The organism is Mycobacterium sp. ML4, assembly GCF_054515735.1.
Map to the genome: position 1 here is coordinate 227,318 of NZ_JBTNSY010000006.1, position 25,075 is coordinate 252,392.

Consider the following 25,075-nt stretch of genomic DNA (forward strand, 5'->3'; position numbering starts at 1 on the left):
CTGCCGAACCCCGGGTACGGGGTTGCTGCGGAAATACCCGCAACCGCGGACGGTCAATCTTTCGCTTAGAGCGCCCAGTACCGGGTACCCCAGCGCCCGTAATCGACGACTCAGCTCTGGAGCAGCCATGCCACCGCGCCGCCAGCCCGACCAAACCGCCCCCCAGCGCACCAGCCCGACCGGCAACACCAACGGTGAGGCCGGGAATTACGACGCACGGGCTCAGGGCGGCAAGTACCTGACCACCGCGCAAGGACTGCGCCTGCCGGACACCGACCACTCGCTCAAAGCCGGCAACCGGGGCCCGAGTCTGCTCGAAGACTTTCATTTGCGGGAGAAGATCACCCATTTCGACCACGAAAGGATTCCGGAGCGGGTCGTGCACGCCCGCGGTGCGGCGGCCCACGGTGTCTTCGAGTCCTACGGCACCGCCGCTTCGGTGACCAAAGCCGGTTTTCTGGCGCGCAAAGGCAAGAAGACCGAGGTGTTCTGCCGCTTCTCCACGGTGCTGGGCTCGCGGGGGTCGGCCGACACGGTTCGCGACACCAGAGGATTCGCGGTCAAGTTCTACACCGACGAAGGCAACTTCGACCTGGTGGGCAACAACATTCCGGTGTTCTTCATCCAGGACGGCATCAAGTTCCCCGACGTGGTCCACGCCGCCAAGCCGCAGCCCGACCGCGAAATCCCGCAGGCGCAGTCGGCCCACGACACCTTCTGGGATTTCGTGTCCCTGCACACCGAAGCCACCCACCACGTGTTCTGGAACATGAGTGACCGCGGCATCCCGCGCTCCTATCGCACCATGGAGGGATTCGGCGTCCACACCTTCCGGTTGGTGAACAGGAAGGGCAAGACGAGTCTTGTCAAATTCCACTGGAAGCCGGTGGCCGGCGTGCATTCCCAGGTCTGGGAAGAGGCGCAGATCGCGGCCGGTGTTGATCCGGATTTCCACCGTCGCGACATGGCCGACGGCATCGAAGCGGGTGCCTTCCTGGAATACGAGCTCGGCATCCAGGTCATGCCGGACGACGGCACCGACAGCTTCCAGGGCATCGATCTGCTGGACCCGACGAAGATCGTCCCCGAGGAGATGGTGCCGGTCCAGCTGATCGGAAAGCTGACCCTCAACGGCAACCCGACCAACTACTTCGCCGAGACCGAGCAGGTGGCGTTCCACCTCGGCAACCTGGTTCCCGGCATCGAGCCGACCAACGATCCGCTGCTGCAGGCCCGGTTGTTCTCCTACCTGGACACCCAGATCACCCGCCTCGGCGGACCGAACTTCACCCAGCTGCCGATCAATCGGCCGCATTGCCCGGTCAACGACATGCTGCGAGATGGCATGCACCAAACAGCAATTCACACCGGGCAGGCACCCTATCGTCCCAACAGCATCGACGACGGCGAGCCGATGGTCGCAAGTGCCGACGAGGGCGGTTACGTGCAAACTCCGCGCCAGGTGCAGGGTCCGACGGTGCGAGAGAACCCGTCGTCGTTCGAGGATCACTTCACCCAGCCGGCGATGTTCTACCGCAGCCTGTCCGCGGTCGAGCAGGCGCACATCGTCGAGGCGTTCACGTTCGAACTGGGCAAGTGCTACGAGCAATCCATCAAGGAACGGCAATTGGAAGTTCTCGCCAACGTCGACGCGGATCTGTGCAAGCAGGTGGCCATCGGGCTCGGCTTGCCGGCGCCGAAAGGCAACCCGCCCAAGGACGTTCTGCTGTCGCCGGCCCTGTCGCAGCTCGTGGAAACCCCCGGCCCGATCGACGGCCGCAAGATCGGCATCATCGCCGGCGCGGATTTCGACCTCGGTGGCGTGTCGAAACTGGTCGACGCGGTTCTCGCGCTCAACGCCACGCCGCTGGTGACCGCGCCACTAGGTGGCGTACTGAAGTCCGGCCGGCGCAGCGTGATCGTCGAACGGACCTTGCTGACCGCGAGGTCCATCGAGTTCGACGCGGTGGTGGTGGCCGCCGGAACGAAGCCGACCCAGGATCTCAAGCTGGTTCTGTTGCTGCAGGAGGCATTCCGGCATTGCAAGCCGATCGCCGCATGGGGCGACGGCACGGCGGCGCTAGCGGCCGCCGGCATCCCGTCGGACGCTCCCGGCGTGCTCGTCGCCGACAAGATGGACCGCAAATTCGCCACGGCGCTGGCGAAAGCGGTCGGATTGCACCGGGTGTGGGAGCGGGTCGTCGACGTGATGGCCTCCGAGGTGGCACCCGCGCGCTGATCTCACACGGTCGCGCGGTCGCGGCCCTCCCAGTACGGCTTGCGCAACTCCTTCTTGAGGATCTTGCCGGTCGGGTTGCGTGGCAGCTGGTCAGCGATGTCAACGGTTTTCGGGCATTTGTAGGCGGCGAGTCGCTCGCGGGCAAAGGCGATGATCTCCTCTGCGGTGGCCTCACCCTCCAGTGCGACAACGGCTTTCACCACTTCGCCCCACTTCTCGTCAGGCACCCCGATCACCGCGACCTCCGCGACCGCCGGGTGTTCGGCCAGCACTTGTTCCACCTCGATCGAGTAGATGTTCTCGCCGCCCGAGATGATCATGTCCTTGAGCCGGTCTTCGACGAAAATGTAGCCGCCCTCGTCGACGCGTCCGATGTCGCCGGTGCGGAACCAGCCGTCTTCGGTGATCACCTCGGCGGTGGCCTCCGGCTTGTTGTGGTAACCCTTCATCAATTGCGGTGAGCGGAACCACAATTCACCCTGGCCGCCGATCGGTACATCCTCGAGCGTGTACGGGTCGACCACCCGCACCTCCGCGCCCGGCACCAGCGTTCCCGCGCTGCCGAGTCGCTCCGGATGGTCGGTGGCGCGGTGGGCTTCGGGCAACAGATGACTGATCACGCCACACAGTTCGGTCAGACCGTAGGCCTGAATGAAGTCGGTGTTCGGCCAGGCTTCCAACGCCGCGCGCAGCAGCGGCAGCGGCATCGGCGAGGCGCCGTACGAATAGGTCTTGAGCGCGCCGAACAGCTTCACCGCGTCCTCACCGGACTCCAGCACCTTCGCCAACACCGCCGGCACCAGGAATGTTCTGTTGGCGCCCTTGAGGATTGCGCCGGCCAGCGTCATGCCGTCGACGTCGCGGGTCATCACGCTCGGCACCCCGTCGTGGATGCCGAACTGTACGTAGGACGAGCCGCCGACGTGAAACAGCGGCATCGACACCATGCTCTTGTCGCCCGGATCGAATTCGAAACCCTCGTGGGCATTGATCGTATGCGCGATCATGTTCGCCTGAGTCAGCTGCACGCCTTTGGGGCGGCCGGTGGTGCCGGAGGAGTACATGATGATGCACACGTCGTCGGGTTCGACATCGTCGGCCCGGCCCACCGGTGTGGCGCCGGCCAGCAAGGCTTCGTATTCGTCGCCGTCCCCGCCTTCGGGTGTGACCGTGATGACGTGCTCGACGTGGGTGAGATCGCCGCGGATCTTGTCGATGCTCGGCTTCAGCTCCGCTCCGACGATCAGCACCTTGGCTCCGGAATCGTTGAGCACGTAGTCGAGTTCGTCAGCCGCAAGCCGGAAGTTGATGATCGCGTTTGCCGCGCCCAATGATGCGGCGGCAAAGGTCAACTCGACGCACGCCGGGTGGTTCTTGTCCAGGAACGCCACCACGTCTCCGCGCTTGATGCCGAAGGTGGTCAGGGCGCCGGCCAACCGTCGCACCCGGTCGTTCCACTGGGCCCACGTCCAGTTCCGGTCCAGATAATCGATCGCCTCGTCGTCGGGCTTGGTGGCGGCCCAGTGGGCGAGCCGGTCGTCAAGAAAACGGGGGTCTGCTAGGTCAGGCATGTGACGAGCCTTCCATGTCCGGCGTCGCGCCGGAAGGTCAGTGGATGCGAGCGCTGCCGCCCAGCGCGATCTCCAGGACGCTGCCCGTGATAACCCCTGGGTCGGTCACCAGGTACACGACTCCGCGGCTGACGTCTTCGGGCTGCAGCCACGGCTGGGGTATCGGGTTGGCCCTCATCATGCGCCGCACCAGATCGTCGGGGACGTCATCTCCGCCGGCCGGCTGCACCATCGGTGTCTGGGTGGTGGTCGGGCAGATGACGTTGACCGTGATGCCCTCTTTCGCGACTTCGAGAGCGACGGACTTGGCCAGTCCGATGATGCCCCACTTGGTGGCGTTGTAGGCCGCAAGATCGGGGATCCCCATCCGGCCTCCCATCGACGAGGTCACCACGATCCTGCCGAACCGCTGCCGGCGCATCACCGGAATGGACGCCCGCAGCGTGTGGAACACGCCGGTCAGGTTGGTGTCGACGAGTTGTTGCCACACCTGGTCGCTGACCTGATCCAGCGGTCCGGTGCTGACGATGCCGGCGTTGGCTACGACGATGTCGAGGCTGCCGAGATCGGCAACCGTCTGTGTGACCGCGGCGTCGACCTGCGCCGAATCGCGCACATCGACGGCAAGCGCCAGGCAGCGTCCTCCCGTTTGCTCGACGAGCTTCGCGGTCTCGCGCAGATCCGCCTCGGTACCGAGGGGATAGGTGAGATCTGTCATCGGGCGGGGCGCATCGGCGGCGACAATGTCCGCACCTTCGGCCGCCAGCGCCACCGCGTGCGCACGGCCCTGCCCCCGGGCCCCTCCGGTGATCAGTGCGACGCGGCCATCCAAAGCACCCATGCCGCAGAGGCTAGCCCCTGACCGCCGAATCAGTTGCGGCGGGAGCTCTTCGGGGTCAGCGGCGTTGCCAGGGCGGACGGGGGTTGGGGATGCAGACGCCTCGCACGCATCCCAGAACGCCACGAACGGGTGGCGGGGTGGCCACCGGCGGTGGCTGGCATCCGGCGGCTGGACAGGGTGGATCGCCTGGGCCGTAATCCGCTTGCGCCAGCGGCGCAGCCACCAACGCCCCCGCGGTCAGAGCTGCTGCGACGAACATCTTGGCTGCGATCATTTGACTCTGTCCTCGAAGGAACTGCATGTAAGGACAACTCTAACGCGCGGCGCGCGGTTCCGAGCCGGCCGAGAACAAGCGCATAGGCTTTGCATATGAGCGCCGGGGAGCAGCGCGCGGGAATCGATCTGACCAACCTGGATCAACCGCTGAGTCCCGATGCCGGCGCCACCAAGCGCGACCTGGTCGACTATCTGGACGCGGTGGCAGACCGGATGGTGCCCGGGCTGGCCGGCCGGCCGCTCACGGTGCTCCGGGTGCTGCGCGGGCGGGCGCCTTTCATGCAAAAAAATGTGCCCAAGTACACACCGGACTGGGTGCGAACGGTCGCAATCTGGGCGGAGGCATCCCACCGCGAGGTGCACTACCCGGTGTGCGATGACCGGCGAACCCTGCTCTGGTTCGCCAACCAGCGCGCCGTCGAGTACCACCCCGCGCTGGGGTTGGCCGAGGACATCTATCGGCCGACCCACCTGGTGCTCGATCTCGATCCACCGATCGACGGCGACTTCGCCGCGGTGGTCAAGGTGGCCCGCCTCGTCCGTCAAGCGCTCGAGGACTGTGGCCTGGCCGGCGCTGTCAAAACCAGCGGCGCCAAGGGAATCCACGTGTTTGTACCCATCGACGGAAACCAGCCCGCCGAGGATGTCGCTGCGGGCACCCGCGCGCTGGCCGCTCGCACGGAGGCGCTCGACCCTGACACGGCGACAACGGCTTTCATCGTGGAGGACCGCGGCGGCAAGGTGTTCGTCGACGCGACGCGTGCCGGGGGCGCCACGGTCGCTGCCGCCTACAGCCCGCGGTTGCGTGCAGGCACTCCGGTGTCGTTTCCGGTGCGATGGTCGGACCTGGATCGGGTGAACCCGGCCGACTTCACGGTGCACACCGCGATCGATGCCCTTGCCGGGCATGATCCGTGGGCAGAGTCGATGCCGCAGCCGCAACGGCTGCCGGCCGATCTCATCGAACAGGGCCGCGCCATCCCGGTGGCCCGAGTGGCCGCGATGCACGAAGGAAAGCGACGTGCGCGGGCGCGCCGCGCTGAGGAAGGCTGAGACTCACTCGGTTCGCGAAAGCTGGCAGTACCCGGCGTAACCGCGTTGGCGATATCGGGCGACCAGGGCATCGCCGATGCCCTGCGACGCGCTCGTCGTCGCCCCCAAGGAGACGATCGCCGTGCCCGCGTACGCCGTCGACGTCGTCGACACCACCGGGTGCGGCGACGCGTTCTCGGCAGGGTTCATTCTCGGTCGCGGTTCGGGACGTGACGTGACCCGGTCGGCGGCACTGGGATGCGCTATTGCGGCCCAGGTGGCGAGCGGGATCGGTACCGCCGCGGGGTCCTACGACCTCGCGGCGGTGGACGCATTCATGGCTCAGGACCAGGGACCGGGGTAGCGGCCGTCGGTGTCGCGCACCAACAGAATCTCCCGGCAGTCCCCCTTCTGCTGGGCTGCTGTTTCGCCGCTGCACACCAGGGTCCAGCCAGATATTCGTCCGAACGGCCGCTCGGTCCAGTTGGTGGCAACCGGATCGGTGTGTGGCAGCGCGAGCACGGAATACGTGCCGCCGGAATTGGTGATGTACAGGTGGTCTCCGAAGAACGCCAGCTTCGAAATGGGTTGCTTCTTGGCGTCTTCCCGCGCCGTGAGCAGGTCCCAGTGCTGGGTGCGCAGATTCCACACCCCGTAGCCGATCTGGGAATCAGCCGAGCCGCGCCCGTCGACGAAGAGTTTGCCATCGGACAGGGTCGCGGCGAGTCCGCCACCAGAAATCCGATCGGTATCACCGAATTTCACCAATGACCGGGACGCCAGGTCGTAGAACCTGGTCGACATGACCGGAGGATTGTGCGATTCCCAGTGCGTGACCTGCACCAGTTTGTCCGGCCCGTCCGACAATTCGGCATCGACAGCGGCTACGTCAGTGTCCTGGTACACGGGTTCGCCTGTGGGCAAGCGCAATTCAGCACCGACCGGGCCGCCGGGCACCGCCTCGCGCTGGAAAGAAAGCACGTCCGGCCACACCCGCGCCTGCGCTGGGTCTTCCCAGCGGGTGGCCAGGTCGGAATTGGACACAATGGTGGTTCTCGGAGATGCCGGAGCCCCGCGCGAGTCGGTGAAAGCATTGATCCACGCCACGCCCGTGGTGGTCGGCGCCAGACGCCAGTCTTTGGGCGCCGCAAGCATCAGTTCGGGCGTCGGCGGGAGCACCTCCCGCGTCGCCAGCGGCTGACTCGACTTGAGATCGAACAGGTACGCCGTCGCCTTGATGGCCGCGGAAGCCCGGCCGGGTTTGGTGGTCGTGACGACGTAGACGACCTTCATGTCGCTGACGTTGTTCGACAGCGCGCACATCGCGCCAGTCACCGTCTCGTCGGCGGCGACCATCGGCACCGCCGGCATGATCAGATCCGCGGTTTTAGGATCGAGGACTTTGGGCCGGATGTCTTCCAATGCGGATTTGCCGGTCGAGTATTCGGTGGGACAGCCGAAGTAGACGGTATCGCCGTAGGTTTTCCAATCCTTGGCCAATGGGCTGATGTGCGGCGGCGGCGGTGCGACGGTATTCGGCGGCGGCTTGACTGTGATGTGCGTGGTTTGTGCGGCTGGCGGTGTCACGGTCGCTGACGTAGAGCATCCGGCAAGCACCCCAGCAGCGGCCAATACGGCCATCGAGTGCTTGCCTGTAGATACGAATCCCCTGCTCAGCACAGTCATCAGCGTTCCCCCCGCTAAGTCCGGTGTCACTTGAGCCTAGAGGGGAATGCCGTGAACTGCGACCCGACTAATGATCGCGGGATCAGGGGTGTTGCGTGAACGATGCCGCGTGATTGCTCCCCGAAACCTTGACGCATCGGGACAGGGCCTTAACGACTCAGGACGCTGCACCGGAAATGGCGATTACCACTCGGTCCATGTCGCTGGTGCGTGGCACGGCACTGTCGAATTTCCCGGGCCTGGTCAGGGAGTTTGGCGCTGACCCTGCGGTTCTGTTGCGCGGGCCGGCATCCGCATCGCGGGGACATCGGTCACTACGACCTGTTCGTGTCGCTGCAGTCGGCGATCGCGGCGGTGGAGTTTGACGTGTCGGGACACCAGCCGTTCGCGCGTCTATGTCGAGCCGGGCGCCGTCGTGGTAGACCGAAAGCCATGACCGGGCTCGCCGAAGAAACACGCTGGATGGATGCCACGGACCAGGCGGCGCTGGTCGCCGGGGGCGAGGTGACCCCTGGTGAACTGCTGGACGCGGCGATCGAACGTATCGAGCAGTCCAATGCGGCCCTGAACGCGGTGGTCATCGAATGGTTCGAGCACGCCCGGTCGGTGGCTGCCGACCCCGGCCTCCCCGACGGTCCGTTCCGCGGAGTGCCGTTCCTCCTCAAGGACCTCTACACCAGCTTTGCCGGGCAGACGCTGTCCAACGGCAATGTGGCGCTCAAGGCGGCGGGCAAGATCGACGCCGCCGACACCACGCTGGTGTCGCGGTTCAAGGCGGCGGGCCTGGTCATCGCCGGACGGACCAACAGCCCCGAGATGGGGAGCCTGCCGACCACCCAGCCGCTGGCCTGGGGGCCGACACGCAATCCGTGGGCGCTGGACCGGACCCCGGGCGGCTCGAGCGGTGGCGCGGCGGCGGCCGTAGCGGTGGGGATGGTGCCGTTCGCCAACGCTTCGGACGGCGGCGGCAGTATCCGCATCCCGGCGTCGTGTTGCGGGTTGGTGGGCCTCAAGCCGAGCCAGGGTCGCATCACCGTGGGTCCCAAGCGCGCTGAAGCGGGTCTCGGTGTCGAGTTGTGCGTCAGCCGCACGGTTCGCGACACCGCGGGGCTGCTCGACGCGGTCCGGGGCCCCGGTGTCGGTGACACAGTGATTGCGCCCGCACCGCGACGCCCGTACCTGGAGGAGCTGGGTGACGACCCCGGCCGGTTGCGGATCGGACTACTGGATATCCATCCGCGCGGCGGATTCGTGCACGAGGACTGCGTGTCGGCGGTCCGCGCGGCAGGGTCGCTGTTGGAGGGCCTCGGGCACGTCGTCGAGCCGGCCTGGCCGCCGTGCCTTGCGGATCCCACATTGCAGCAGAAGTTCATGGCGCTGTGGGTCACCCAGATGGCCATGGCCGCCCGCGGCTTCGGCGAGACGCTCGGCCGCGAGGTGACAGCCGAGGACATCGAGCCGGTCAACTGGGCGTTGATCGAGCGGGCCCGGCATGTGACGGCAGTGGATTACGCCGCGGCGGAGACCGCGGTGTATGCGTTCCGCCGTTCTCTGCAGCAGTGGTGGGCCGACGGTTGGGATCTGCTGCTGACCCCGACGGTCGCCGAACCGCCGGTGCCGCTCGCCGAATTCGAGAACAATCCCGCACATCCGACCGCGCCGATGCGCCGCGGTGGCGAATTCGCCTCATTCACACCGCCGTTCAACATGAGCGGGCAGCCGGCGATCAGCCTGCCGCTGCACCGCAATGCAGATGGACTGCCCGTCGGCGTTCAGCTCGCCGCCGCATACGGTCGGGAGGATGTGTTGATTCGTGTTGCCGCGCAACTGGAGTCGGCACAGCCGTGGTGGTCTCGTCACCCGGTGATTCCCTGATGTCCCGAGAGCCGATCGCTTCGCCCGACGGCCGCTACATCGTCCGCGTAGCACGTTCGAGGCATCGCCGCATCGGTGAGGGGCGTTAATTCACTCCCACTCGGGCTGCTGGACGAAATGCTGAGGACGGCAACTACAGATCGAACGCGATAGGCAGACTCAGCGGCCCGCTCAGGCTGACCATCGGCTTCCACGGAGCGGGGCCGGTGATCCGAGGATTGCGCATCCGGCCCGTGAGCACGGTCAGCGCCTCGGCGAGTTCACGTCTGGCCAGGTTGGCGCCCAGGCAGTAGTGGACGCCGCCGCCGAAGGTCAGTATCGCGGGAGCCCCGTCGCGGTTGATGTCGACACGCTCTGGCTCGTCGTAGACCGACGGATCCCGGTTGGCCGCAGCGGTATTGACCAGAATCATGGTGCCGGCCGGGAAGAGGTAGCCGTCGAGCTCTGCGTCCTCGGTCACCAGCCGGAGGGTTCCACACGCGATGGGGGAGTGGCGCATCGTTTCCTCCACGGCACGCATGGCCAACTCGGGGTGCTCCGCGAGTGACTCCCACTGGTCCGGGTGCGTGCAGAGCACCTGTATAGAGGCCGCCAGCTGATTTCTGGTGGTGTCGGTGCCTGCCAGCAGCAGTCCGCCCGCGAGCATGCGCAATTCGGCGGAATTAAGCCGGTCACCGTCGTCCTCCGCGCGTATCAGGTCGGACAGCAGGTCCTCGGTCAGGCTGTGACGGCGCCGGACCACCATCTCGTCGACATAGTCGTCGAGCTCACCCCAGGCGCGCATGACGTCGGACTCGATCTCACTGACACCGGCGATGAAGCTGAAAGCCTTGAAGATGTCGTCGGCCCACAGCGAAAACTGTTGCCAGTCCTCGCGAGGTGCGCCGAGCAGCGCGCAGATGATCGGCACGGGGTAGGGGCGCGCGAGGTCGGTGACGACGTCGCAGTGGTTCGCGTCGGCGACCTTGTCGATCAGCTCGTTCATCACCGTGACCATGGTGTCGTGGAGGCGCAGCGTCGCGCGGGGTGTGAACGCCTTGGACGTCAGGCTGCGCAGCCGATGGTGCGCCTGGCCCTCCAGGCACAGCAGGCTGTTCACCACCTTGTCCCACAACGGTCCCGACGTTATGCCCTGGACGACAAGATTCAAGCCCGGGGGAATCTGGAACCGACTGTCGCGCAGCACGGAGCGAACAAGGTGATAGGACAGCACCTCGGGCCCGAATGGTCCCAACGCGATCGGGGCTTGCAGTTGTGCGGCCTGGATGCGCGGGTAGACGGCCGCCGGGGTTTCGTTGGGTTCATAGGTCAGGGACGGCAGCTCGGCGTCGAAAACGCTTGGGGCAGCGGTGCCGACGGTCATGATCGCCGCAGCGGCGCAGTCGGCAGCATGGTCGTCCCTGCAAGGGATGCTGGATCGTTCATTGCTAGCCACCCGTCCACCAACGAAGGGCTGCCCACAGGGCCCGGACGCCGGGACATCTTTCACATAATGTATGGCCGATGCTCAGCGCTTGTCAACGAAAGCCGACCTTCATTGCGGAGGGTGCGCCGCTCGGCGCAGCAGCGCGCTGCAGGCGACCATACAGCAAAGACTTTGCGTATTGTCGCCAATTTGCGTGGCGGTGGCGACTGGTGTTGCACTGGTGACGTTGATGGGCACCGAATGACAATGGGCTGGCAGGACACTGCCTGCCAGCCCATCTGTGAAGACCGTCGGGCTAGATGACGGTCACTCCGGTAGCTTGGGGCCCCTTGGTGCCTTGCCCGATGTCGAATTGGACTCGCTGGTTCTCCTCGAGCGAACGGTAACCGCTCCCGCTGATTTCGGAGTAGTGAACGAACACATCTCCGGTGTCGCCGTCGGGAGCGATGAAACCAAAGCCCTTATCGCTGTTGAACCATTTCACAGTCCCCTGTGCCATACTCTATCTTTTCTCTCATTCTGAACGGATGTCGGAAAACACCCCGCATCACACTAGCACGGCCGGCTCCTACATTGGTTCCGCGCTTTCGATTTCGCTGGCGGGCTCAGACATCGTGCGAGGTTGCGGCGCAAGCGTCGCCGTCCAACGGTCCTGCAATGAAAAGCTTTTCACCACGCGCCCACTGATGCGCCACATTAATTGCACTGCGGTGTAGTATCGACGTTGGACGCCTCATGAGCCAACCCCGATCTGCCCGCATCCCTATAGCTTATTGATCGTGTGTGATTGGCTTCGATCTGTCGATCCTCACCTGAGTGAGCCGGCCTAACCGGAAGAAGGATCGCCAATGAATTGCTTAGTGCCGCAGCAAGATTCCTCAGAATGAACTCCGGACGGCACGGCCGGCGCTTGGCCAGGCCGGTCCGGCTTACGTTGGCTCTCGAGTTGGGCGGGGCGGTGGACGGGGCATGGTGGCCCCATTCGGCCTCGATTGCGGGTGAGCTCCCCGAGCTGATCGAGGTAGTGTCGCCGAGATTAGGCCAAGTTGTCGCGATCAGCGTCAATTGGACGTCGTTGCAGGCTTCGCCGGACCTGGATGCGCTCAGCGGCGCAAAGCCGCATATGCCCGGCGAGGCGGTCACGCGCCAGCGTCTGATGGCGGTCAGCGGTAGCCATGCCTGCGCGAACATCCTCGTGGTGCCCTGCAGAACGTCTAGCACTCTGGCCCTCATGCTGTTGCGTCAAGCCGCGGACCTCCCGATCGCGCCGTCCGAATTCACCACGCAGGCGTTCCGGTCCGGCGATCACATCGTGCGAGCGGCACGTGCTGAAAGCGAGTTATTCGACGTGCGGCTGCGGCCAGATCCGTCGCCCGCGGATTGACGCGCCGCAGCGGACCGGCGCGATCACGCACCGGTTCTCGGGCCACGGCAGTTGACCCGATATTCCCAGGCATCGAAGATCGAACGATGCTGCCGAAAGATGACCGGCTCCGCCGTCTCGAGTTGGGCACCAATACAGTCGGCGAACGCCAGAAGCTCAGACCCGTCCGTTCAACAGCCCCATCGGCCACCGCGTTTCGCGGGTGACAGCTTACCTACACAAGCGCTTCCCCGAGCTGGGTGACAGGCTCCAGTGCGCTCACCTCGGCGACGGGCCCACACCCGCGCGCCCACTGTCCCAGCTGAGAATTACCGGCCGGTCGCTCTGGATCAAGGATGACGGCGTCTGCGGCAACGGCGGCTGGGGCGGCAACAAGGTCCGTAAGTTGGAATGGCTGCTGCCGGAGGCGAAAAGAATGGGGCGGCAGTCCCTTCCTGATGGCGATGCCGCCACCTTCACTGTCCACCAAAGCCGTTCGCTGCAACGCCGTGCTCGGCAACATCGGCGCGTAGCCGCTGCACGGCGCGGGGGTGAACTCGCGCGGTGAACCGGTGCGCGTTGACGGTATCGACGCCGTGGTGAGCGGGCGCAAGAGTTTCGCAAGAAATCCGTGAACGTCAGGCAAGCGTGCCGCGGCAATCTGAAAAGCATGAAGTTCGCGGCGATCGCTATTGCGGGGCTGGCCACCTGCGTGCTGTTGACGGCAAGTCCCGCGCGGGCGGACGCGCAGTCCGACGTGCAGGAGCTGCAACGGCAGACATCTGAACTACACGCGAACTGGGACAACCTGTCCCAGGCGCAGCGGAGTCAGCAGTTGGCGCAGCTGCAGCGGCAGGCGACCATCGTGCAGGGCGAGGTGGACAACCTCCCCCCGGAACAGCGGCCCGAGATACAGGCCACGCTGACGCAGGTGACCTTCGAGCTGGCCGACATTCTCCGGAAGGTATGGCCGTGGCCTTGACATCAGTTCTGTTGGGAAGCAGACGTTTTGAGTCCCGCATCGGTGTCGAGGTGGGTGGCGGCGGCAACGATTGCGCGGTCGATCTGACGCAACGGATGAAGCACTGAGGGGTTTCGTTGCGTATCGGGCCCGGACGCCGCCGGGGTGAACGTGCTGTCATGTTGCCGTGCCAGCGCCTCGGCGGCGTCCAGGGCGTCGGCAGCGGAGACGACGGGAGCGGCGTGCGCGCCGTCGAGCATCGCCACCAACAAGTCGATGTTGCGCTGAATCTGACTGGCGGCAGCCGTCACTGCGGCGGCCAGTTCACGCGGACAGTCCGGATTCCGGTACTGCTCGCTACGCCGGGCCAGGATGCGGGCGTAGCGGTCGCAGGCGCGAAACAATCTCAGCCTGCGCTGGATGCTTCGCCGGCCGGCGAACCCCGCGACGCCGGCCAACAACGGCTTGGCGGTGGCCCGGACCTGTTGCAGCTTGCGATCGAGTTGGCGTGCCTGCTCGGTGGGACTTTCCGGCAGTTCGTGATCGAACATGGTCGCGAGGGACGTGGCGATCAGCGCGGACAGCTCAGCCAGAAAATCGCGGGTGTCCTGGCGCAGCACGGTGCCGATGTTGGTGGGCAGCACCAGGATTGCGACGGCACAACCGATCACCGCGCCGATGGCGGTCTCCTCGATCCGCACCAGCAGCACGTCGAAACTGAACTGCCCGAGTAGCCCGTACAGCAGCGCGAGCATCGTGGTGATCCAGAAGGCCATCAGGCTCTGGGTGAGCTGCATGAAATAGAAGGCACAGAACAGGCACACGAAGATCATCACCAGCGAGGCGGTGCGGTCACCGGCGACCAGAGTGGCGACCAGGATGCCGCATGGCACACCCAACACGGTGCCCAGCAGCCGCTGCCAACCTTTGGTGAGGGTGTCCCCCCAGGTGTTGGTTCCGGCAAAGACCACGAAGGCCGCGATCACCGCCCAGTACCAGCGCGCCGGAGACACCAGGTCACCGGTGACGATCGCCAAGGATGCCGCGACCGAGGCCTGGATAGCTTGCCGGGTGGTCGGGAGCAGCCCATGTGTGGACCCGTCGGAGTCCGAGTCGCTCTCGATACCGGGGGAGGCGTCGTCGGGTTCCTGCTCTGTGGCGCCGTCGGCGACGGTGTGCTCGATTTGTTCTCGTACTTCCGCCGTCGCTGTCGCCGCGGAGTTTATCGCCAGGGCAAGCCGACCCACCGCGGCGTGCCGGGGCTCGCCTGAGGGCGCGGGCTCGCGATCCAGGATCTCTTGCGCCTGATTCGCCGCGCGGCCCAGCCCTGCCGAGTCGGGAACCCCAATGGCCCAGGCGAGCTGGTCGAGCGCGGCGGCCAATTCGATGCGCGTCCCGGCCGGGATCTCCGATTCCCCCGAGGCCGCGCGGATACCGGCGATGGCAACCCATTCGACCGCGAGTTCGGCGTCATACAGCCACGGCGCCAACTGATCGCCGCCCTGCCCGAGCCACAATGCCGCGGGATTCGCCTTCTCGTCGATCTGGTCCTGGACCATCAGCGCGGTCTCGTTGAGTCGGGCGATTCGCACTCGCAGTCGCCTGCGGCGCCGTTCGTCGAGTCGCCCGTCCCGCACGATGTCGGCGGTGGTGTCGACGACGATCGCCATCCGCGCCCGTAGCGAGCGAATAGTGGCCCGCAGCACGCGTTCTGGGCGATCGGGCAGTACGTACGTGGTCATGACGAACGTGCACAGGGTGCCCACCAGGACGGCGAGGATCATCCACGGCAACTCGTGCACACCGGCTCTCAGGAAGAGGTTGAAGAAGTAAGCCATGAACGCGACCATCCCGAGCGCCCGGCCGCGGGCCCCGAACCGGCGGACGTAGACCGCGACGAACACGACGATCACGAACACGATGTCACTGATCCACTGATACGGCGTGAGCAGCGCGGCGGCGGCGATGGACAGGGCTGCCGCCACCGGCAATAACGACATCGTGATCCGTTGCTGGTGTGGGTCGGGCTCGTTGACAGATCGGGCCGCGATCATCGTGATCACGGCGCCCAGCAGCGCGACGGTCAACGGTTGATGGACCGCGCTGGTCAGCACATACATCGCCAACAGGGAGCAGCCCAAGGCGATAGTCGTGCGGGTAGCCAGCCGAAGCCGCAACAGGCCCGGGTCCGAGCCGATCGTCCACGTGCGTGCCCGTCGGTACCGCGTGGTCATCGATGCGTTGACGAAGGCGGTTTTCATCCCTGCGGCAAGACGAATGGCAGGACGGCGGAACATCCGGCGATCGTGGCAACGCGCGCCCTGCACACCAGGTACGGCAACACGCGGCAATCGGCGCTGGTCAAGAAGGGCAAAGGTCGGTGCTCAGGCGGCAGGGGTGAACTTGATGGCGGACAGCTTGAGTCGTTCGATCGCCTCGCTGAACTCTTCTGCGCTCGGAATCCGGTTGTCGCGGAACTTCAGTCCCATCTGGCGCTGCGCGCGCTTGACGTCATAGGACTGCGCGGCGCGCAGGTAGAGGTCACGGGTGACGGTGCGGTCCTCGACGAGTTCGCCGCGCATCGCATTTGTCTTGCCGTTGTAGACCACCTGCGCGGGCGCGCCGCCGCGGAAATTGAACTTCCACGCGGCGCTGGCCAGCGCGTAGAGGTCGCCATCGATGACGTGCGCGCTCACCGGGAGTTTGAACTGCTTGCCCGATTTGCGGCCGGTGAAATGCAGCACCATGAACTGCGTGCGCAACGAGCCACCAAGTGGGGTGCCCAACAGGAAGCCCAGGGCCGGGTTGACGGCTTTCAGCAAGGCTGACGGTGGATGCCCGACGTCAATCGCAAACGACTGTTCTGTCATGGGTTTCACCGTAGACAATCGCGGCCCGCTGCGGGAGATGCCTCATGGCTTCCGCCCGCGCAGCAAGACGCCGCGGAGTGTGAGTCCGCGGCGCCCGTTACTCAGGGAGTGATCGTGGTCTGATCGTCGATGACCGCGGTGGCGTCCATCAGCGGACCGGTTTCGGAGTCGAGCGCGTCGGCATCGAGCTGAAGTACGTACAGACCGTTGGGTCCGGTGATGACCACCGTTTTCTGGGCGACCGTGCGCTTCTTGCCGTTCTTGGTATAGGACCCGCCGAACTGCCACGCCTGAAAACCGCCGAGCGTGGACTCTTTCCCGTTCGCGCTGCCGCCCTCGAAATCGGGCAGGTTCTTCAACTCGCCCGGAGCGTATTCCAGGATCTTCTTCGGGTCGGCGTTGCCTTCCAGCTTGGAGACGATCGCCACGATCGTCGGAGCATCGTTAGGGTCGGCGGGCGCGTCGAAGACGATGCCGCCGTAGGGAGCACCCTGTCCTTCGGGGACCGTGCGCCAGCCGTTGGGCACCGGCAGATTGATCGTCGGAGAGCCCGGGTCGCCATGGTGAACCGGAATCTCCTTGATGTTTGCTTCCCGGATGTAATCGGCGATGGTCTTGTTGGCCTGCGCGCCCGGCGTTGCGCTGGTGGTCGCCGAGGAGGTGGCGGTCGACGTCGAGGTGCTGGTGGAAGTCGAGGTTTTGACCTCGGTCTTGGTTTCGGAGTGGCAACCGACCAGCGTCAAGCTCAATGCCACTGTCGCGACTACCGCCGTGAGGTCCCTCATCTATCGCATCTCCCGAAGTCGTGGCACCGGCATCCGTGCCGGTGACGTCGCAGAAGAGACTAGCCGAATTGCGCAATCAGTCGTCACTGTCTTTTCAGATACGCCAAGCGCGTCATTTGACGAAAAGACCACTGAAATGCACGGCGTGCAGTAAGAGACATCTATGCGGTCACGTAGGTCGCGACGGGGCCCAGCGGGCCCCGGGGGCCCGAAAGCCATCGTCGCCACCGTTGCGGTGCTGGCCCTGTTTGTCCCGTTCTTCCTGCTGTCGCCCACCGCCTACGACGGTGAACCTGCCGAGGTGACCAATCCGGTCGAACACGTCGACACTCTCATCGGCACGGGTAACGGAGGCGACATCGTCGGAGAGATCAACAATTTCCCTGGCGCGTCCATGCCTTTCGGCATGGTGCAGTACTCGCCGGACACCGTCGGCAATTACGCCGGCTATGACCACGCCAACGAGCGTGCCGCCGGATTCAGCATGACCCACGCCTCGGTGGGTTGTCCCGCCTTCGGCGATATCTCGATGCTGCCGACCACCAGTCCGGTCGGTCCGCGGCCATGGCGTGCGTGGGATCGAATCGCCCACGACAACACCGAGTCCGGCGTGCCCGGCTACTACACGGTCCGATTCCCCGATACCGGTATCAAAGCCGAACTCACCGCGACCACCCGGACCGGGCTGGGCCGGTTCAGTTATCCGCGGGACAACCAGCCGGCACTGCTGCACGTGCGCGCCGGCGCCTCGCTGGCCGGCAATTCCCGCGCGGCCATCCAGCTCGACGAGGACAACACCACGATCACCGGATGGGCGACCAGCGGCTCGTTCTGTGACAAGCAGAACACCTACACGGTGTACTTCGCGATGGAGTTCAATCAGCCCTTCATCTCCTACGGAACCTGGGACGGCTATTCGGTATACGACGGTGCCCGCCAGTCGAATTCGCCGTACAGCGGTGGCTACGCGTTGTTTCCGGCCGGCGCGGTGCTGGAGGTGCGGACCGCTATCTCCTACGTCAGCATCGACGGCGCGCGGGCCAACCTCGCCGCCGAGCGGGGAAGCTTCGACAGCGTTCGCGCGCAAGCGAACAGCGCGTGGAACGCGGCGCTGTCCCGCATCAAGCTGGCCAGCCGTAGCCCCGGCGATGTGAAGACCTTCTACACCTGCCTGTACCGCTCACTACTGCATCCCAACACGTTCAACGATGCCGATGGTCGCTTCATCGGTTTCGACAACGCCATTCACACGGTGGCGCCGGGACGTACCCAGTACGCCAACTTCTCCGACTGGGACACTTACCGCAGCCTGGCCGCTCTGCAAGGCCTGCTCTTCCCGAAGGAAGCCAGCGATATGGCGCAGTCGCTGGTGACCGACGCCGAACACAGCGGGGCGCTTCCCCGCTGGGCGCTGGCCAATGCCGCGACGAGCCAGATGACCGGCGACAGCGTGGTCCCGCTGATTGTCAACCTATTCATGTTCGGGGCCAAAGACTTTGACGTCGAGTCGGCGCTGCGCTACATGGTCAGTGGTGCGACCAGAGGCGGTGTCGGTGTCAACGGCTACGTGGAGCGACCGGGCATCGACGCTTACCTGCAGCAGGGATATGTTCCCCAGCTCACCGCATTCGGGCCGGCGGCGTCGATCACGCTGGAGTGGTCGATCGACGACTTTGCCATCTCCCGGTTCGCCGCCGCACTGGGTCACACCGCGACTGCTGCCGAGTTTCAGGACAGGGCGCAGTACTGGCAGAACGTGTTCAATCCGACGACCGGCTACATCTCCCCGCGTGGCCCGAGCGGGCTCTTTCGCGACGGGCCGGGCTTCACGGACGCGCGTTCGGCCTTCGGGCAGCCCGGCTACGACGAGGGCAACGCCGAACAGTATTTGTGGTTGGTGCCGCACAACGTCGCCGGACTGGCGACGGCGCTGGGCGGTCGCCAGGCGGCCGCCGCCCGCCTGAACCGTTTGACCCGTCGTCTCAACGCGGGGCCCAATGAGCCCTATCTCTGGGCGGGTAACGAGCCGGGTTTCGGGGTGCCGTGGTTGTACAACTACCTCGGTCAGCCTTGGCAGACGCAGCGCACTGTCGACCGGGTCCGCGGATTGTTCGGACCCACGCCCGACGGCGCACCAGGTAACGACGACCTGGGCGCGATGTCCAGTTGGTACGTGTGGGCCGCGCTGGGCCTTTACCCGAGCACTCCCGGCACTGCGGTGCTCACCCTGAACGCACCGCTGTTCGACCGCGCCGTAGTCGCTCTCCCGGCAGGCGGATCCATTCGGATCACGGCGCCGGGTGCCTCTGGACGCAATCGCCTGAAGTACATCAGCGGGTTGCGTGTCGACGGTGCACCGAGTGACCGGACCTATCTTCCAGAATCGTTCATCCACACCGGCGGCGATATCGTGTTTTCGCTTGCGGCTCAGCCCGACAAAAGCTGGGCTACCGCTGAATCCTCGGCGCCGCCGTCATTCGGCGCGGGCAGCGCGGCGGTCACGGTCAACGTCTCGCATCCGATCGTGACGATCGCGCCCGGAACGACGGGGACGGTAAGGCTGGACGCGCAGCGCATGATCGACGGACCTGAGGAATACACGATCTTCGGCACCCCGTACGTCAAGGGGATCAGGGTCGCCCCCGCCGGTGGACGGTTCGCTGACAACGGCGCCGCGAGGGTGGACGTCGCGATAACGGTGGCGCCGGCATTGCCGGAGGGCTACTACCTGGTGTACCTGACCACCATCGTCGGCGAAAGCAGCAGGAACGTGAGCGTCCTGGTCGACGTCTTGGGAACGGACACCGCTGAATAGCGTTGGCGTCGAATCTGTTCGCGTTGCCAGTCGCTCAGACCATGTCGTTCTTGGTGAGCCAGCGCATCACCGGCCAGCCCACGAACACCGGCAGCCAGCAGGTCAGTACCCGGTACAGCAATACCGAGGGCACACCGATGGCGGCAGGTACCCCGAAGGCGGCGAGTCCACCGATGAGTGCGGCTTCCACCGCGCCGACGCCCCCGGGGGTAGGTGCGGCGGAGGCCAGCGTTCCGCCGACCATCGTCACCACCGTGACAGTGACGAACGTCGTCCCGCCGCCGAACGCCTCCACGCTTGCCCACAGCGCCAAGGCTGCGCCCAAAGTCGTTCCGGCAGCGCCTAATACGATCAGTCCTAGCCGTCTGGGCTCGCGGGCCAGGTCGGCGAGGTCGCGGGTCACCTCGCCGATCTTGGGCCGAAGCTCGGTCGCCAGCCACCTGCGCAGGTTGGGGACCAGCAGAAAGGTGCCGATGATGCCGAGCGCCACACCGGCGATCAGGTACAGCACGGTGGCGTTCGGCACGAAGTGGGAGAGGTCTGTCGAAGTCCCGGCCACGGCGCTGAAAAAGATCAGCAGGGCCAGATGCACGATGACCTGAACCGATTGCTGCAGCGCCACGGCCGCGGTGGCACGTAGCGCGGTCAACCCGCCCTTCTGCAGGAACCGCGTGCTCAGCGCGAGGCCTCCCACGCCGGCCGGGGTAGTTGTTGCGGCAAAAGTATTGGCCACCTGCATGATCGAGAGCTTCAAGAAGCTCACGGCGCCGTCCGCGCAGGCCCATAGCGCCCCGGCGGCTCCAACGTAAGTCAGCGCCGATACCGCCAGGCCGAGCAGCGCCCACCACCAATTCGCCGTGCGCAGTTCGTGGAAGAATGTCGGCACCGTGCTGATGAACGGATAGGCGACATAGACCAGCGCCCCGATCAGCACCAACTGAATGAACTGGCTGCGGCTGAATCGGGTAATGGTCTCGGATTCGATCTCGTCGGCGCCGGTCTGGCGTTTCACCTCCGCGCGCGCGTCGGACATGACCGCCTTGGGGTTGGCCACCGACTCCCGGATGCGTTTGGGCACAGCCGATTTGGTGAGCCGGCGCGAAGCCGTGAGGATGGTGTCTTTGCCGAACGTCTCGATCGCCGCGCTGACCGCGGGTTCCGCCGCGTACAGCGCAGACGTCGTCACCAGCAGTTGGGCGATGTCGGATTGCAGTTGCGCCTCGGTGGCGCCGTACTCGGCGGCGCCGAAACCGCCGAAGAGCACCTTGCCTTCGGCCACCGTGATTTCGTTGCAGCGCAGGTCGCCGTGGGAGATCTGGTGGTCGTTGAGTACCTGCAGCGATCCCCACACGCTGGCGACCGGAGTCTCGTTGGCGCATTCGTCGAGCGGCACCCCCTGCACGGGTTGGTGCGCGTACATCGTCCAGCCCCGCTCCAGAGCGGCCAGCGCGATCGCCGAGGTGTTGGCGACGCCGGTGTCGGCGATCGCGATGGCCATCAACGCGCGATGCTCGACGGCTCGCCACATGGACGTTTGCAGTGGCGCGGTCTCCGAACCGCGCAGCCGCAGTTTGCGCCAAACCTGGCGCAAGGCGCCACCGCTGCGTTGATGGGGGCCGTACAACTCGACCGCGGCCCAGCCGCCGGGATCGGTTGATTCGGCCGACAACACCAGCGGACCCGGCCCGCCCGGCCGGACGACCAGGAACCGCGACACCAGAAATCCGTGTTTGGCCAACGCGCGGACCGCGCCCTCCAGCGGCACTTCGAGCGCGGGAGTGCCCACGACCAGCACCACGAATGCGCCGACGAACCAGCCCACCGACAGCCCGACGACCGCACGCGCCGGCACGATGGCGCTCACCACCAGATGGATGGGGACGAAGGCGAGGAGCAGCCCCCACCACCAGTGCCGCCAGCGGGCCGGCAGCCAGGGACCGGACACGGTCAGCACCGACGCCAGCATGGCAATCCAGCGCGGGTCGTCGAGGAACTGCGCCGGCACCGTGGTGAGTTTGTCGTTGAGGTCGAAATGCCAGCGCGGCGCCGAGATGCGGTTGCCGCTGATCGACAACGGAAGAACGGCCAGGAACGCGGCGGCCCCGTATGCACCGAGCAGCTTCCATTGCCGCGAGAGGATCAAGCCGATCAGAATCACGAACGGCAACGCCAGGATGGCGATGCCGTACACCAGGTACACCAGATCGGATTGCGCAGGGGTCAGGACCCCGACGATCTCCGAGATGGACTTTTCCAGGGCCACCCAGCGCGGGCGGGTGATCAGGGAGCTGGTGATGACCGCCACCAGTGCGGCGGCGGCCAGTGCCAGCCGGATGATGTCGTTGGTGCGTCGGGTCAGTGGTTGCAGCAAGCTGCCGGACACGATGATGTCGCGGCCGTCAACTCGCATGTGCAGGGTCCTTCGAGATCCTGGGGATCCGTCTTGGGGGTGCCGCCGTCTACTGTTCTACGACAACTTAACGTGCCGCTCGGTTCAGATCCTGCTCACGTAGTGTCGGCGCTGTTGTGTGTTGCGGAGCGAGAGGACGAAGCGTGGCGCGAACGGATAACGACACCTGGGAGATCACCGAGAGTGTGGGGGCGACGGCGCTCGGCGTGGCCGCGGCGCGCGCGGCGGCGACCGAAGCCGAGAATCCGCTGATCAGCGATCCTTTCGCCCGGGTTTTTCTGGATGTCGTGGGCGACGGGGTATGGAACTGGTTCGCCGCGCCGGAGTTGCCCGATGAAGTCGTCGAGGCCGAACCGCAGCTGCCCGCGCAGATGCAGTCGATGGTGAATTACATGGCCTGCCGCACGGCCTTTTTCGATTCATTCTTCCTGGACGCGGCGCGGGCCGGCGTCAGGCAGGTGGTGATCGTGGCGGCGGGTCTGGATGCGCGGGCGTGGCGGCTGCCCTGGCCGGACGGCACGACCGTGTACGAGCTCGACCAGCCCAAGGTGCTGCACTTCAAGCTGTCGACGCTGACCGAACACGGTGCGGTACCGACTTGCAACCGAGTTCCGGTGGCGGTGGACCTGCGCGACGACTGGCCGGCGGTCTTGCAGCAGGCCGGGTTTGATGCCTCGGCGGCGAGCGCCTGGTCGGTCGAGGGATTGTTGCCGTATCTGCCCGCGACGGCTCACGAGCTCTTGTTCGAGCGCGTTCAGGCGCTCACCGCGGCAGGCAGCCGGATCGCGGTGGAGGCACCCGGATCGGATTGGCTCGACGAGAATGTGCGCGGGCAGCGACGGGATCGCGTGGATCGACTGCGGGCAATATTTGCCAAGGTCGACCCGCAACGCGAAATGCCCAGTACCGACGAGCTGTGGTACTTCGAGGAGCGCGAGGACGTGGGCGAGTGGTTGCGCCGGCATGGTTGGGACGCCACGGTAACGCCGTCCGCGCAGCTGATGAACAGCTATGGACGCGGTGTCCCTGAAGGAATCGAGGACACCTCGCCGCGCACCCAGTTCGTCGCAGCGGTGCGCGGTTAGCTTTCAGCTCGCGGCGCTCTTCACCGGCGTTCAAATCGTTCTGGCCGGTCTCGAGTCATCGCAAGACCGCTACCGTGCGCGACGCACCTATCGGCCTGCCGTGTCTAGGCCGGTACACCGTTGATTCCGTTCTGGCCGATCAACTGCCCGCCCGTGCCGCCGGCACCGGGGTTGCCCGGCGTGCCCGGCGCCGGGGCTGTTCCCGGGTTACCGCCGTTACCGCCGTTGCCGACCAGTCGCGCATTGCCCCCGCGGCCTCCGTCGCCGCCGTTGTCGCCATCGCACGTCCCGCCGGCGCCACCCGACCCGCCGTTCCCGATCCATCCGCCCTGGCCTCCCGTCCCGCCATTGCCGCCGACGGTGCCGCCAAAGCCACCGATCCCCCCGGCGCCGCCGTTGCCCAGGTACCCGGCACTGCCGCCGCCCCCGCCCAACCCGCCCACGAGGCCAAAGCCGCCTGCGCCACCAGCGCCGCCGTTTCCGATGTAAGAATTTCCGTCACCCCCGGCACCGCCCGCACCCCCTAACTGCGCCGCTCCGCCGATCCCGCCCGTGCCGCCGGTGCCGAACAATCCCCCTAAACCACCATGCCCACCTGCTCCGCCATTGACGCGTCCGGCGCCGCCCACTCCGCCGGCGCCACCGTTGCCGAATGGGCCGCCCGCTCCACCCGCGCCGCCGGCTCCACCGTCGAACCCGAACACTCCGGCGTTGCTGGCGCCACCGGCTCCGCCGGTGCCGCCGGAACCGAAGATCCCACCGTGGCCACCGGCTCCACCCGCCCCGCCGCCGCCGGTGGTGCCCGACCCTGCGGGGCCGCCGCCACCACCGGCGCCGCCCTGGGTGAACAGCCCACCTGCACCACCCGCGCCGCCCGCGCCCGACGGGCCGATGAGGCTTGTCCCACCGGTCCCGCCGCTACCCGCCGTGCCGGCCAAGATCCCGGCATCACCGCCCACGCCGCCCGCTCCGCCGCTGGCACCACCCCCGCCTTGCCCGCCCACACCGCCCGAGCCGAACCAGCCGCCTGCGCCACCCGCGCCGCCGTTGCCGGCGATCACCCCGGTTCCGCCCGCGCCACCAACACCACCGATACCGAACCAGCCGGCGGCCCCACCGCGCCCGCCCTGGCCCCCGCCGTTGTCGCCGCCGGAGCCGCCCGCGCCGCCGCCGCCGAAGATTCCGCCGGCCCCGCCCGCGCCACCCGCTCCGCCGCCGAAACCGGCGCCACCTGCCCCACCAGTGCCGAACAAGCCTGCGTCGCCACCTCTGCCGCCGCCCGGATTGGCTGGGCCGCCCGAACCGCCTCCTCCACCGTCACCGATCAGGATTCCGCCGGCCGCGCCGTTCCCGCCGGTGCCAGGGGCGCCGTTGGCGCCGTTGCCTATCAGCGGGCGTCCCAGCAGTACCTGGGTGGGCGTGTTGATCAAATCGAGCATTCCTTGCAATGGAGAGGTACTGGCCGCCTCGGCGGCGGCATATGCGCCGGCGCCCGCTTGCAGAGCCTCGACGAACTGCTGATGAAATAACGCCATGCGGGAGCTCAGCGCGTGATAATCCCCGGCATGAGAATTGAATAACGCCGCGACGGCAATCGAGATCTCATCCTCGGATGCCGCCAGTATCCCCCGTGTCGACGTTGCGGCGGCGTTGTTGACGGCTTTGAGCTGGCCGGCGAGCCGACCCAATTCCGCGGCCGTGTCTGCCACGATTGCTGGCGCTGTCACCACGAATAACAACTGGCACCTCCCAATAAGTGGGCACTGAGAGTTTCACCGATCAGCGCTGGAATATGCGGCGATCTTATCCACCTGCCAGGCATTGGTATTCGAATCAGGGA

At 66.1% G+C, this 25,075-nt stretch carries 18 protein-coding genes; 8 read left to right on the plus strand and 10 right to left on the minus strand.

From position 1 onward, the window contains the following. The first annotated feature begins 127 nt into the window (after nt 1-127). Complete coding sequence (locus ACX9NE_RS08880) at nt 128-2,239, plus strand: catalase (RefSeq protein WP_459361309.1); 2,112 nt, start codon at nt 128-130, stop codon at nt 2,237-2,239. A gap of 2 nt (nt 2,240-2,241) precedes the next feature. On the opposite strand, the gene ACX9NE_RS08885 is transcribed toward ACX9NE_RS08880, so the two are convergent. Both ACX9NE_RS08885 and ACX9NE_RS08890 read right to left on the minus strand, forming a co-directional pair. Next, nucleotides 2,242-3,810: a long-chain-fatty-acid--CoA ligase gene (locus tag ACX9NE_RS08885; RefSeq protein ID WP_459361310.1), complete on the minus strand. Its 1,569-nt coding sequence runs from the start codon at nt 3,808-3,810 to the stop codon at nt 2,242-2,244. Nucleotides 3,811-3,847: 37 nt separating this feature from the next. Continuing rightward, nucleotides 3,848-4,651, minus strand: a complete 804-nt coding sequence (locus tag ACX9NE_RS08890) for a mycofactocin-coupled SDR family oxidoreductase (protein WP_459361311.1) — start codon at nt 4,649-4,651, stop codon at nt 3,848-3,850. Nucleotides 4,652-5,020: 369 nt separating this feature from the next. On the opposite strand from ACX9NE_RS08890, the gene ACX9NE_RS08895 reads away from it, so the two are divergent. Together ACX9NE_RS08895 and ACX9NE_RS08900 are read left to right on the plus strand one after the other, a co-directional pair. After that, nucleotides 5,021-5,980, plus strand: a complete 960-nt coding sequence (locus tag ACX9NE_RS08895) for a DNA polymerase domain-containing protein (protein ID WP_459361312.1) — start codon at nt 5,021-5,023, stop codon at nt 5,978-5,980. 76 nt (nt 5,981-6,056) lie between these two features. Further along, complete coding sequence (locus ACX9NE_RS08900) at nt 6,057-6,323, plus strand: carbohydrate kinase family protein (protein ID WP_459361313.1); 267 nt, start codon at nt 6,057-6,059, stop codon at nt 6,321-6,323. Here the strand turns inward: ACX9NE_RS08900 and ACX9NE_RS08905 are convergent. Then, nucleotides 6,302-7,600 (minus strand): hypothetical protein, encoded by a 1,299-nt coding sequence (locus ACX9NE_RS08905; RefSeq protein ID WP_459361365.1) that lies wholly within the window; start codon nt 7,598-7,600, stop codon nt 6,302-6,304. The genes ACX9NE_RS08900 and ACX9NE_RS08905 overlap by 22 nt on opposite strands. A 477-nt stretch (nt 7,601-8,077) precedes the next feature. On the opposite strand from ACX9NE_RS08905, the gene ACX9NE_RS08910 reads away from it, so the two are divergent. Then, entirely contained in the window at nt 8,078-9,520 is a 1,443-nt protein-coding gene (locus tag ACX9NE_RS08910; protein WP_459361314.1) for an amidase, read from the plus strand. 133 nt (nt 9,521-9,653) lie between these two features. On the opposite strand, the gene ACX9NE_RS08915 is transcribed toward ACX9NE_RS08910, so the two are convergent. Next, nucleotides 9,654-10,883: a cytochrome P450 gene (locus tag ACX9NE_RS08915; RefSeq protein WP_459361366.1), complete on the minus strand. Its 1,230-nt coding sequence runs from the start codon at nt 10,881-10,883 to the stop codon at nt 9,654-9,656. A 358-nt stretch (nt 10,884-11,241) separates the two neighbouring features. Next, on the minus strand, nt 11,242-11,445 hold the full coding sequence (locus tag ACX9NE_RS08920) for a cold-shock protein (protein ID WP_459361315.1): 204 nt from the start codon (nt 11,443-11,445) through the stop codon (nt 11,242-11,244). 384 nt (nt 11,446-11,829) lie between these two features. Between ACX9NE_RS08920 and ACX9NE_RS08925 the strand changes: the two genes are divergently transcribed. Together ACX9NE_RS08925 and ACX9NE_RS08930 are read left to right on the plus strand one after the other, a co-directional pair. After that, nucleotides 11,830-12,330 carry a DUF5994 family protein gene (locus ACX9NE_RS08925; RefSeq protein WP_459361316.1) on the plus strand — a complete coding sequence of 167 codons (501 nt, stop codon included), beginning with the start codon at nt 11,830-11,832 and terminating at the stop codon, nt 12,328-12,330. Between the two features lie 649 nt (nt 12,331-12,979). Next, nucleotides 12,980-13,291: a hypothetical protein gene (locus tag ACX9NE_RS08930; protein ID WP_459361317.1), complete on the plus strand. Its 312-nt coding sequence runs from the start codon at nt 12,980-12,982 to the stop codon at nt 13,289-13,291. A 2-nt stretch (nt 13,292-13,293) separates the two neighbouring features. Here the strand turns inward: ACX9NE_RS08930 and ACX9NE_RS08935 are convergent, their stop codons facing one another. The 3 genes from ACX9NE_RS08935 to lpqN all read right to left on the minus strand — a co-directional run bounded on the left by ACX9NE_RS08935 (nt 13,294) and on the right by lpqN (nt 16,925). Beyond that, complete coding sequence (locus ACX9NE_RS08935) at nt 13,294-15,567, minus strand: FUSC family protein (protein WP_459361318.1); 2,274 nt, start codon at nt 15,565-15,567, stop codon at nt 13,294-13,296. A gap of 87 nt (nt 15,568-15,654) precedes the next feature. Beyond that, nucleotides 15,655-16,140, minus strand: coding sequence for a PNPOx family protein (locus ACX9NE_RS08940; protein ID WP_459361319.1), 486 nt, complete (start codon nt 16,138-16,140; stop codon nt 15,655-15,657). A gap of 101 nt (nt 16,141-16,241) precedes the next feature. After that, nucleotides 16,242-16,925 (minus strand): envelope biogenesis lipoprotein LpqN, encoded by a 684-nt coding sequence (gene lpqN, locus ACX9NE_RS08945; RefSeq protein WP_459361320.1) that lies wholly within the window; start codon nt 16,923-16,925, stop codon nt 16,242-16,244. Between the two features lie 163 nt (nt 16,926-17,088). On the opposite strand from lpqN, the gene ACX9NE_RS08950 reads away from it, so the two are divergent. Then, a complete protein-coding gene (locus ACX9NE_RS08950; protein ID WP_459361321.1) occupies nt 17,089-19,740 on the plus strand; it encodes a GH92 family glycosyl hydrolase in 2,652 nt (883 codons plus the stop codon). Nucleotides 19,741-19,774: 34 nt separating this feature from the next. Here ACX9NE_RS08950 and ACX9NE_RS08955 read toward each other — a convergent pair whose 3' ends face one another. Beyond that, a complete protein-coding gene (locus ACX9NE_RS08955; RefSeq protein ID WP_459361322.1) occupies nt 19,775-22,150 on the minus strand; it encodes a lysylphosphatidylglycerol synthase transmembrane domain-containing protein in 2,376 nt (791 codons plus the stop codon). A gap of 143 nt (nt 22,151-22,293) precedes the next feature. On the opposite strand from ACX9NE_RS08955, the gene ACX9NE_RS08960 reads away from it, so the two are divergent. Then, nucleotides 22,294-23,235: an SAM-dependent methyltransferase gene (locus tag ACX9NE_RS08960; protein ID WP_459361323.1), complete on the plus strand. Its 942-nt coding sequence runs from the start codon at nt 22,294-22,296 to the stop codon at nt 23,233-23,235. Between the two features lie 104 nt (nt 23,236-23,339). Here the strand turns inward: ACX9NE_RS08960 and ACX9NE_RS08965 are convergent, their stop codons facing one another. Beyond that, on the minus strand, nt 23,340-24,974 hold the full coding sequence (locus tag ACX9NE_RS08965; protein WP_459361324.1) for a PE family protein: 1,635 nt from the start codon (nt 24,972-24,974) through the stop codon (nt 23,340-23,342). Nucleotides 24,975-25,075: the final 101 nt, after the last annotated feature.

Excerpts from the sequence above, each read along its gene's own strand:
- ACX9NE_RS08880 (WP_459361309.1), top strand. The coding sequence starts at position 128 with ATGCCACCGCGCCGCCAGCCCGACCAAACCGCCCCCCAGCGCACCAGC.
- ACX9NE_RS08885 (WP_459361310.1), bottom strand. The coding sequence starts at position 3,810 with ATGCCTGACCTAGCAGACCCCCGTTTTCTTGACGACCGGCTCGCCCAC.
- ACX9NE_RS08890 (WP_459361311.1), bottom strand. The coding sequence starts at position 4,651 with ATGGGTGCTTTGGATGGCCGCGTCGCACTGATCACCGGAGGGGCCCGG.
- ACX9NE_RS08895 (WP_459361312.1), top strand. The coding sequence starts at position 5,021 with ATGAGCGCCGGGGAGCAGCGCGCGGGAATCGATCTGACCAACCTGGAT.
- ACX9NE_RS08900 (WP_459361313.1), top strand. The coding sequence starts at position 6,057 with ATGCCCTGCGACGCGCTCGTCGTCGCCCCCAAGGAGACGATCGCCGTG.
- ACX9NE_RS08905 (WP_459361365.1), bottom strand. The coding sequence starts at position 7,600 with ATGGCCGTATTGGCCGCTGCTGGGGTGCTTGCCGGATGCTCTACGTCA.
- ACX9NE_RS08910 (WP_459361314.1), top strand. The coding sequence starts at position 8,078 with ATGACCGGGCTCGCCGAAGAAACACGCTGGATGGATGCCACGGACCAG.
- ACX9NE_RS08915 (WP_459361366.1), bottom strand. The coding sequence starts at position 10,883 with ATGACCGTCGGCACCGCTGCCCCAAGCGTTTTCGACGCCGAGCTGCCG.
- ACX9NE_RS08920 (WP_459361315.1), bottom strand. The coding sequence starts at position 11,445 with ATGGCACAGGGGACTGTGAAATGGTTCAACAGCGATAAGGGCTTTGGT.
- ACX9NE_RS08925 (WP_459361316.1), top strand. The coding sequence starts at position 11,830 with ATGAACTCCGGACGGCACGGCCGGCGCTTGGCCAGGCCGGTCCGGCTT.
- ACX9NE_RS08930 (WP_459361317.1), top strand. The coding sequence starts at position 12,980 with ATGAAGTTCGCGGCGATCGCTATTGCGGGGCTGGCCACCTGCGTGCTG.
- ACX9NE_RS08935 (WP_459361318.1), bottom strand. The coding sequence starts at position 15,567 with ATGTTCCGCCGTCCTGCCATTCGTCTTGCCGCAGGGATGAAAACCGCC.
- ACX9NE_RS08940 (WP_459361319.1), bottom strand. The coding sequence starts at position 16,140 with ATGACAGAACAGTCGTTTGCGATTGACGTCGGGCATCCACCGTCAGCC.
- lpqN (WP_459361320.1), bottom strand. The coding sequence starts at position 16,925 with ATGAGGGACCTCACGGCGGTAGTCGCGACAGTGGCATTGAGCTTGACG.
- ACX9NE_RS08950 (WP_459361321.1), top strand. The coding sequence starts at position 17,089 with ATGCGGTCACGTAGGTCGCGACGGGGCCCAGCGGGCCCCGGGGGCCCG.
- ACX9NE_RS08955 (WP_459361322.1), bottom strand. The coding sequence starts at position 22,150 with ATGCGAGTTGACGGCCGCGACATCATCGTGTCCGGCAGCTTGCTGCAA.